This window comes from Phormidium sp. CCY1219 (assembly GCF_055795085.1).
In genome coordinates this window covers 1-9,147 of record NZ_JAYFEQ010000909.1, presented here as the reverse complement: position 1 = coordinate 9,147, position 9,147 = coordinate 1, and the positions used below count along the sequence as shown (strand labels likewise).

Annotated in this window: 7 protein-coding genes and 1 pseudogene; 3 read left to right on the top strand and 5 right to left on the bottom strand. The window is 53.0% G+C overall.

Features of this window, described 5'->3' with window-relative positions:
* Window positions 1-270, top strand: a 270-nt coding sequence (locus AC0QH1_RS29945; RefSeq protein WP_324635102.1) for a hypothetical protein, incomplete at its 5' end; no start/stop codon positions are given.
* A gap of 427 nt (window positions 271-697) precedes the next feature.
* Window positions 698-1,093, top strand: coding sequence for a hypothetical protein (locus AC0QH1_RS29940; RefSeq protein WP_324635101.1), 396 nt, complete (start codon window positions 698-700; stop codon window positions 1,091-1,093).
* A gap of 383 nt (window positions 1,094-1,476) precedes the next feature.
* Here AC0QH1_RS29940 and cobT read toward each other — a convergent pair whose 3' ends face one another.
* From cobT to AC0QH1_RS29915, 5 genes are all read right to left on the bottom strand, one after another.
* Complete coding sequence (gene cobT, locus AC0QH1_RS29935) at window positions 1,477-2,640, bottom strand: nicotinate mononucleotide-dependent phosphoribosyltransferase CobT (protein WP_324635100.1); 1,164 nt, start codon at window positions 2,638-2,640, stop codon at window positions 1,477-1,479.
* Window positions 2,641-2,739: 99 nt separating this feature from the next.
* Window positions 2,740-3,507: a DUF2232 domain-containing protein gene (locus tag AC0QH1_RS29930; protein ID WP_324635099.1), complete on the bottom strand. Its 768-nt coding sequence runs from the start codon at window positions 3,505-3,507 to the stop codon at window positions 2,740-2,742.
* 226 nt (window positions 3,508-3,733) lie between these two features.
* Window positions 3,734-4,285, bottom strand: a complete 552-nt coding sequence (locus AC0QH1_RS29925) for a universal stress protein (protein ID WP_324635098.1) — start codon at window positions 4,283-4,285, stop codon at window positions 3,734-3,736.
* Window positions 4,286-4,472: 187 nt separating this feature from the next.
* Window positions 4,473-5,180, bottom strand: a complete 708-nt coding sequence (locus AC0QH1_RS29920) for a Crp/Fnr family transcriptional regulator (RefSeq protein WP_324635103.1) — start codon at window positions 5,178-5,180, stop codon at window positions 4,473-4,475.
* 552 nt (window positions 5,181-5,732) lie between these two features.
* Entirely contained in the window at window positions 5,733-6,068 is a 336-nt protein-coding gene (locus AC0QH1_RS29915; protein WP_324635097.1) for a hypothetical protein, read from the bottom strand.
* A 621-nt stretch (window positions 6,069-6,689) separates the two neighbouring features.
* Between AC0QH1_RS29915 and AC0QH1_RS29910 the strand changes: the two are divergent.
* Window positions 6,690-9,147, top strand: a pseudogene (locus AC0QH1_RS29910) (hypothetical protein); the annotation flags it as partial.

Here is a 9,147-nt window from a genome sequence, read left to right as displayed (position 1 = left end):
TTTCGCCGCCAGCGCCCAATCGGTGGAAAAAACTGTACCGCTAACCGGAATAGTGATTTATCCCCAGTCCAACCCTGTACTCCAGGAATGGAAAAAAACTGTACCGCTAACCGGAATAGTTTTTTTCGCGCCAGCGCCCTATGGGTGGAAAAAACTGTACCGCTAACCGCAATAGTTATTTCGCCACCAGCGCCCCATCGGGAAAGAAACTCTAGCGATCGCCGCAATAGTTATTTCGCCACCAGCGCCCCATCGGGAAAGAAACTCTAGCGATCGCCGCAATAGTTATTTCGCTGCCAGCCCTACCCTGCACTCCAGGGATAGAAAAACTGTACCGACGGTGTCATAGTTATAGTGTTCTCATATGGGTGAGGTAGAGAATTTTTCATCTCGGAGGTGCCTGCACTGAAATGACAGAAACGGCTGCGGATCGCATCAATCTGAGAAACGATAAGCAGTCATGCAAAATAAATTGCACATCGATTTTTGAGGTTTGTAGGGTGGGCAGGCACGAGAACTTCCGGGGTGCGAGGCACTTCCGAAAATGGCGAGGCCCACCCTACCCGCTGCAATTATTTTTGCCCGAGTACATATAAAAGTTCTTAAAAGTTAAATAATTAAAAAATAATTCCAGCTTTGCTGAATCCTTATCTAAAATCAATAATGAACAACGCGGTTATGGAAATAGGGGTCTTAAATGGAATCATTGCAAAAGCAAGTGATTGCGTTAAACCAGAAAGTGGATGTGTTGTATGACACAATTGACGAACTGAGTAAAAAAGTGTCGCAGTGTTTCACTCAACGCAATGGTGAAACCAATCCGCCGATCGCGGAGTATTCCGAGGTTAGCCTGAATCTGAGGCACTACGCGGAGAAAGTGGAAAGCAGGGACGATGCATTTCTAGCGACGCTGGAACATAAGGATATTCTGGTGGAGAATAACTACCGAGAGAACCACTATCAACCGGGGGAAGTGCTGTTAACGCCGGAAGTGCAAATCCAGCGGTTGACGGCACAATTGACGGCGGCGTATCACCGGATCGCGGCATTGGAAGAACAGTTACTCGCCAAGCGCACTGAACCCATCGAATAAGTAGAGAGACGAGTGATGAGTGATGAGAGGGGCGCGATCGCAACACCTGCAAGGAAACGCCTCGCGAGTCATTCCACCTAGAGTGGTGGTTCACTAGAGGTTAGAAACCGGGTTTTTCATTAACAACTTACGAATTAGTGGGTAGGGTGGGCAGATCCAGATGAGCGAGGTGCCAATAGCAACTGATTCAAGAAACTGCCCACCCTACAAACTGAAGCCAGAAACCCGGTTTCGAGTCCGCTTTATCGAAAACCACACCGACGCGCGAGAGAGAATGAGTCAAAATTGGGCTGCATACTCATTAACTTATGGCGGGGTATTTTTTAGGTTTTTTTAACAATTGAACCCGATTGTGGAGCGATCGCGAAGGGCGCGAGATCGGGTCAACGGGAAGCAAGCTGATAGCGCAATGCCGTAGCTTCGATAGCCGCTAGCAACTGAGTTTGAGTCCAACCTTGGTAGAGATGAGCGGCGATCGCGCAGGCACCGGCTCCCACGCCCTCCTTAACGAAACCCTCCTCGTAAATGCGAAGCTGGGGATATCGAGAGGCGGCAAAACTGAGCTGAGTTGCCAACAGAGGAACTGGACCGACGACATTTGCCAATCCCACCGTATCCCCGGTAGGGTCTTCTGCCACCCAGCGAGTGGTGCCCACAGCAATTCGATCCGGGCACCAGGGAAGGGAATAGTGACGGGCGATCGCTGCCGCCAATGCATATACTGCCAGCATTTGCGTCCCCCCTGCGAGCAAGACGCCACAGGTGCCACTGGCGGCGATCGCCATTCCCGCCGCCACCACCTGCATCGGATCCCCCACCGCCGCGATCGCATGCAGGGGGTCAGGAAATGGGGGTGGGGACAGAGTAGGGGAGAATCGGCTACCCTTGGAGAGAGCCGGGGAAAGCGATGGTGGTGAGCAGCCGGCGCGTTGCAATCCCGCTTTCACCACCGCCAATTTTTGCTGATGGTTGCACTGCGGATGGCTGCTATTGACCATACCCGTAGCAGAAATGCCCAAAGCGGTTAACAGCGCCAGGGCGGTGGTAGTGCCCCCGACGACGCACTCGCCGATAATTAAATAGCCGCGATCGCATTGAGTGGCGATTTTGTGGCCCCAATCCAGTCCGCGATCGAGCAGATGTTTGACAATCTCGATATCCAGCGCATGGCCCGTCGTGACGCAACGGGCGGGGGTGCCTTCGAGGTCGATAGCGGGAACCGAGGGGGGTTGAGGCAAACCGGCATTAAACAGATAAACCGGGATATTTTGGGCTGCCACAATTGCCCGAGAAATCAACACGGGGGAAGCTCCCGCATGAAGCGGTGGCAGGGGATAGCGAGGATCCGGCTGCGGACCGTTGTCAAGAAACTCAGCATCGGCGATCGCGGTGTACTTGCGATCGGCGGGTGTAGCTCCCGCCGCAGAAATGCCCGGAATCAGCGCCGTGTCTGTAAATCCCAAGATGCAGGCAAAGATGGGGCGTTGTCCCCGATAGCGATCGAGCCATTGTTGTCCGGGTTGTGGCTGGGTATAGATCCGAATCATCCCATTCAGGTTATGGTGTTCAGGTTTGGGGGGCGCTTTTGCAGACTAGCAGAGTGTGACGGATAAGGGTTGGCGGCGGCGGGGAAAAATAGGCTGAGGCTATTCTTCATCGAGCAAGACATCGACCCACGGCGGTGGCGGGGGAATTGGATTGCCTAATTTTTCCAGCAATAAGGCGGCGGCGAGATGTACGGCAAATAAATAGATGAGGTTATTGATTGCTACCAGAACCACGGCTAATCCTTGCACGAAATAAAGACTCGGTTGCACGAGCAATCCTAATTTGAGAAAAATCCATTGAGCGAGTTCTGTAATTTGGGTGGTTAAGTAAACCCACAGATCCTCACCCACGAGGATTCCCAAGAGCCACAGTCGAAAAAAGAAACCCAAGGAACCGAGAATGCAACCGAGTAAGATTGCGGTTCCCCAACTGGCGCGACGTCGCCACAGACATCCGAGGAGTACCCCCAAGAAACCAAAGGGCATGACAAACAGGATACTGCGCGTCGGTCCCATGAGTACCGAGAGCAACAAACCGGAAACCACTGCTGCCATCCAAGCGGCCCGATTGCCCCAACGCAGGTAAACCAGGGCGATGGGGACTGGGAAAAAAATCCGCAGCACTGGACCGAGGGGAAAGTAGTAATTAATCAGCCAAATCAGACAGGAGGTACTGGAGAGAAAGGCGGTTTCGACCAGAATGAGGGTTTTGTTAACTTCTATGGAGCGATTGGGGTTGCTGTTGCTGGGGATGGGGGTTGAGGTTTCGGGTGAATCGCGATCGCTAGGTGTCACGGTATCATCGCTGTCGGATCTATTGGTGTTTGTAGGGGTAGAATTGTTGTTCGCGTCAGGGGAATTAACCATGAAATTTTGTCAGGAGTTTAAGGGATAGAGGGTTTTGTTAATTTTTATATTCGTCTATTCTGGAAATAGTTTGGCCATAATATAATGATGTTTGTCAACTAAAGTTGGTATTTGTTATTAATTGTATTTTATGTAAAAAAATATTAAATCTGAGTTTTAAGCGGAGTAAAAAAGATGTTTTTTGGAGTAAAAACGGTTAACAAGCCGGTCATTTAATGAGGTTTGGTCATTGGTCAAAAGAGTTAGAGAGGCGATCGCCACTTTTCGGGGATGGAGTGGAGTTCGATGAGATATCGGCGGTGCCTTGAATGACCAAAACGGCACAGTGAGCGTGATGGACCACATAATTGCTGACGCTACCGAGCAATGCTTCAGTCAAGCCGCTGCGACCCCGACGACCCACGAGAATTAAATCGGCGTTCCAAGCTTGGGCGGTTTCGCAGATAGAAGAACCAGGGTCGCCGATGTGGTAATCGAATTCGCAAGCGAATCCCTTAGCGGTAGCGATTTCGCAATAGTGTTGGAGGGTTTGGCGAATTTGGTTTTGGTGTTGTTCGAGATACTGACTTTGCGCCTCGTAGGTACGCTCCACCATGTCTGGATATAAGCCCAATTCGGCGGACATCGGACCGATGGACTGGCCGATATTTTCGGGAGCGAGACAATGAAATAGCAGTAGAGAAGCGGAATTGGACGGGGCGATATCCACAGCGCGATCGAATACCCATTGGCATAATTGCGACTCATCTAAGGCTACGAAAATTCGTTGAAATTGCATTGCGTTTTCTCCAAAAATCGAGGTCAAGGGGGTAGGAATTGAAGCCGTGTTTTGGGTGATGGAGTGACGATGGGGAAAAACGGGGAATTGGGGAGGATTGGGAGACAACAGGGTAGAGGAGGGGAGAGAGTAGGTGGGGGGGCGATCGCCCCCCGACTCCTTGGAGTTTATCCCGAGAGGGGTCAGACTACACCAGCAGACGTTCGAGGGCGTGGAGCTCTCGAATGCAAAGGGTTTCGCGATCGCGTCGAATCAGACCCTTTTTTTCCAGCTTACTGAGAACCCGAGTCACCGTTTCGCGAGCCAATCCGCTCAAACTGCTCAATTCTCGATGAGGTAGATTGGGGATTTCAGTCCCGTTGGGGGATTCCTTTCCTTGTCCTTCGGCTAAGAAGAGCAGAATATCAGCCACTCGGGAGGTACTGTCCGATTCGCGCAAGCGGAGTCGGCGGTTGACTTGTCGCAGACGGCGGGCCATAAGCTGCGCCAAGCGAATGCCAGCTAAAGGTTCGGTATGAATTAACTCTACAAAATCTTGAGCGGGGAGGTTGCCAATGGTAGTTGGGGCGAGGGTAATCACGTCAGTCGAGCGCGGCACCTCATCGAGTGCCGCCATCTCGCCAAAGATTTCGCCGGTGCCGAGAATATTAAGGGTAACTTCCTTCCCATCCAAGTTGTAGGTGCGGATTTTGACCCATCCTTCCAGGAGAAAATACACCGAACTTCCCCAGTCATTTTCCAACAAAATGACCTGATTGGGGGGATGGGTACGGCTGACAATATGAGCGGTTGCTTTTTCCACAACTGGCTCGGGCAAGCCTTTAAAAAAAGGCGTTTGACGAATTAATTCATCAATATTCGGTACGGTATCGCGAGGGCTATATCGGTCGTCCATGTGGGCCATCCTGTCATAAACGCGCTTCGGATCGCAAAAAACTCAATTATAGGGGGCGTTCCATTTAAAAAGGGGATGGCAGATAACATTTCAATGGGTTGCAAAAGCGCAGACAACAGCCTTGCAGCACACCAAGTCTTCCCCAGAAACGTTCAAAATTCTTCATAAATCCATCAACCAATCTGTGTTAAAATTTGAACGCCTATCTGTAGAGCGAGGGGCAATGCGGAAATGGCTAGCATCATTGCGGTCAAATCATTGGCGAATGTTTTGGGGGGGTTCCCCAACCCACTGGTCATTATTGAGATTGACTGGTTATGCTCTTTCATCCCCACAGGCTCCCAAGCGATTTTTTTGACGCAGTTTGTATCTAAATAGTGACAAAACAATAATAAGTTTTTTTTCCTTGATGGAAAAGCACGCAAGCCGATCGCGGTTCCGGGGCAATGGACAAGCGGCACAGAGGTACAATCTTCCGGAAGTATCGCATGGAATTCCATACCACACCGGCATGACCGTAGCTTCATTCTTCGGCAAACCGGAGCGTGATTTTCACCCTGCATCACCGTTGCAAGCTAAAGCAACAGTGTAGTTGCAGTGAAGAAAAAACGCGCTTTTGTGCCCTAGAGGAGAAGCGATCGCAGATTGCGCCTCAGCCAAGCAAGGAGCTTCTGTGAATACTTTACTACAAGTAATTCGGCAGACCACAGCGTATTTTACCCCCGACTGACGAGGTGGAATGCAGCAGAGATTGCCTGTCAGTGCGGGAGAGGGGAAAAGTGGATCCCAACCAACCCGATTGAAAGCGGCGATCGCGGGAGGAATCGAAACCAAACCCGCAGGAATCGGCAGTTTTCCGGCAGAATTTGCCGGAAAACCCATAGTCATAATAGCCTAGAAGGGTGTCTAACCCTACACCCGGTGTATTTCCTCGATTGCACGGTCCTCGAATGCCGCTAGGTTTGGCAATCGGCGATCGCCAGCAAACCATGCCCGGATTGGGTTAACCGGGAAACACACCGGATGGGCGGGCGAAAACCTTCTCAGGGGTGAAATCGCAGAGATTTAGGCGCTTAGCGCACCGTGGGGGGAGAAGCCCTGCAAGGGTCTGCGCCACCCCGGCTGGCTGACACTGGAAATCAAGCCCCCGGGAATATTAATCCAGGCAAACCCCCATTGCTTCGCGCGATCCATCACCAGCCCCACAGCCAACCCGCACGAGTTTAAGGTAAATTTTTAAATAAGAGAAAAAGCAGGAAACCAGGACCGAGCGAGCTCACAGATGGTTGGCTTTCCTTTGAATAAACCCCCCTTGCCCACTGAGCGATCCCCGATTAACCCGATTTCGCACCCTAGAAGCCCCTCGATCCCAGGAACGCGATCGTAGCCTGCCATATCGAGACCCTCCCTTGCACCCGCGCAAGCAAAATCTACAAAACCTGGAACCAGGGCAGTCTTGACTTCAGCCAGTCCGAGATACCTGCTTTCGTTATAGCCAGAGGTTCTACTGTGAGTTCTAATTGTGAAGAAATTCAAGCCTTAATTGCCGACATTGACGGAATCCTCCGAAAGATGAACTCCCGCCTTGCGTGGTGGAGTTCCGGGGAAACTAGGCGAGTTCTAGAACGAGTTCGCCACTATCTCGATGACCAACTGCAACGGGAGGCGCTAGAGGCATCACTCCCGCCCGCCCCCCGAATGCAGACGCCTTCCGCCGCCGGTTCGGGAGGTTCGCGTCCCAACAGCGAAGCGGCATTAGATGCCAACAATCCAGCCGCCGCGCAACAGGTGTGGCAAAATCTCGTCCAAGACATGATGGCAATGCGCGCCAACCTGTTGCAACCCTTAGAAGAAGAAATCGCCGCATTGCGACAAGAACGAGGCACCTTAGTCGAACAACTCCGACAACTGGAACAAAAACAGCGACATCATTACACCTTAGCAGGTCAGCAGGCATCCCAGCAGCAAGCGATCGCCGAGTTTTTGCAAGCCTTAATCGGCCCATTGCAACAAACCCTCACGGAACAAGTGAACACGGCGATCGGCAATCTAGAAGCCGAACTGCTAAGCGAAACCCCCTCTCCCTCACCCCCTTCCCTGGGCGGTTCTGAGCGCGACCCCAGCACCGCGCCGGAATTCTCCGAAGCGCGACTCTTGCACCCACAACAGCGCTTAGAACAACTGCGGATGTTGCAAGCCCAGTCCGATCGCCTGCTGATGTCCCTCGACTCCACCGTGCGGGTAGTCTTTGAATCCCTAGAGCGCAACGTGCAAAGCTACAACCAATCCTTATCCGAAGGATTGCAACAAATGCACAATTTGGGACAACAGGGCGAAGTCATGGTGAGCGCCTTAGTCAACCACTTGGCCCAGCTATTGGGGCAAGAAACCTCCAGCTATCTGCAATCTAACCTGCAATTACAAAGTTTTCGCGAAATCTTCGCCGATATCGATTCGCGCCGGAAAACCGAATCCGAAACAGGCACCCAACCCGCCCCAGATGCGGAGGAACCGGAAACCCCGCAAGATACCGCACCCCCTGCAGAAGAAGGAGAAACGGAGGACAGCGAGGAAACCGAAACCGGCGATCGCCCCCCCACACTCCCTTCCTCCCTGCTTCTCGACTTTCCTTATGCGGGGGCGGAATTATTTCCCAGCGTCTCCAGCCCCCCTCCGCAAACCGATACCGATCCCTCGCTTAACCTCGGCGATTTAGAAAATCTCGAGGCCGGCGAAGATTCCGAGGCGCAAGACAGCGCCACTCTCGAAGAAGACAACCGGGAAACTACTCCCCCAGAAACTCCCAAGGCACTCACGCGCGAGGAACTCTCCCAGCGCAACTTTGAGGCGGCGGCAGAATTCGCCGCACCATCGGACACCCAGAAAAGCGATGAAGAGGATTTATTGACCCGGGATTGGGAACCCTTCAGCCCCAGCTCACCAGAGGAGGAACCACCCCTGTCGGATGCCTCCGCCCCCGGAAATGTAGGGGACGAAGAGGACTTATTTGCTGGGGTGTCGCAAACCGATGAGGCTCCGGAAATCCAGGAAGAGGAGATAGCCCCTGACGCATTTTGGGACGAGTTGGCGAGGGAAGAGAACCTGGAGGAACCCAACCCACCGGGCGATCGCACTGCGTCACCTGAAAAGGAACCCTCGCGCGCTACGGACCTCGCCGCCGAATCGCCCACCGCCGACGATCGCGAAATGAGCGCGCCGAATTCACAACCCGAGGATAGGGTGTCGGTGGGGGATTTGATGGCAGATCTCGGAGAAGATACCGAGGCGATCGCACCTCCGACAGACCCAGGAGAAACCCCCGTCGCCGCCGATTCACCCCCCACCCCAGAAGCGGAACCCTCCACCCCAGACCTCGGCGATCGCGCTGAGTTCGATCCGTTCCTGGATTCCCCGGACCCGGACCGACAATCCTACTTACCGGCTTCCCCGGAGGAGGATTTGCTGACCTCGGAAAACCTCGCCGAGCAGGATTACCAGGACCTCTGGCTGGACAAGTCCACCCTGCAAAAGCTTGACGAGGATCTGTCTAAATTAAAATCTGAGGAGGATGCAGCAGGCGAGGCAGCAGTTGGCGGCACAGACAAGCGCCAGGGGTACCCGAAACCCGCCCCTGCTGCATCCCCCGACGCTGTGGATGAAACCGCACCAAAAACTTCGCCGCCAAGTCCAGACTCCGAGGATATTTTTGCCTCCTTCGGTTCAGCCACAGACTCCCCCGACGGGGACAAGCAAGAGGAATTCAACCTGAGCGAGGATGGTGCGGATATGGCGTTCGCCGATGAGCTAGAGGAAGCGCAAACGCCGAAGGCGGTGGAGGAATTAGACCAGCCAGAGGATTTCTCGGATATCTCTTTCGCCGATGAGTCGGTGGAAGGGGAAACGCCAAAAGCGGTGGAGGAATTAGACCAGCCAGAGGATTTTTCGGATATCTCTTTCGCCGATGAGC

What these genes read in the sequence shown, in the direction of transcription:
- AC0QH1_RS29930 (WP_324635099.1), bottom strand. Translation starts at nt 3,507, where the DNA reads ATGGTTAATTCCCCTGACGCGAACAACAATTCTACCCCTACAAACACC.
- AC0QH1_RS29925 (WP_324635098.1), bottom strand. Translation starts at nt 4,285, where the DNA reads ATGCAATTTCAACGAATTTTCGTAGCCTTAGATGAGTCGCAATTATGC.
- AC0QH1_RS29915 (WP_324635097.1), bottom strand. Translation starts at nt 6,068, where the DNA reads ATGACTATGGGTTTTCCGGCAAATTCTGCCGGAAAACTGCCGATTCCT.
- AC0QH1_RS29920 (WP_324635103.1), bottom strand. Translation starts at nt 5,180, where the DNA reads ATGGACGACCGATATAGCCCTCGCGATACCGTACCGAATATTGATGAA.
- AC0QH1_RS29940 (WP_324635101.1), top strand. Translation starts at nt 698, where the DNA reads ATGGAATCATTGCAAAAGCAAGTGATTGCGTTAAACCAGAAAGTGGAT.
- cobT (WP_324635100.1), bottom strand. Translation starts at nt 2,640, where the DNA reads ATGATTCGGATCTATACCCAGCCACAACCCGGACAACAATGGCTCGAT.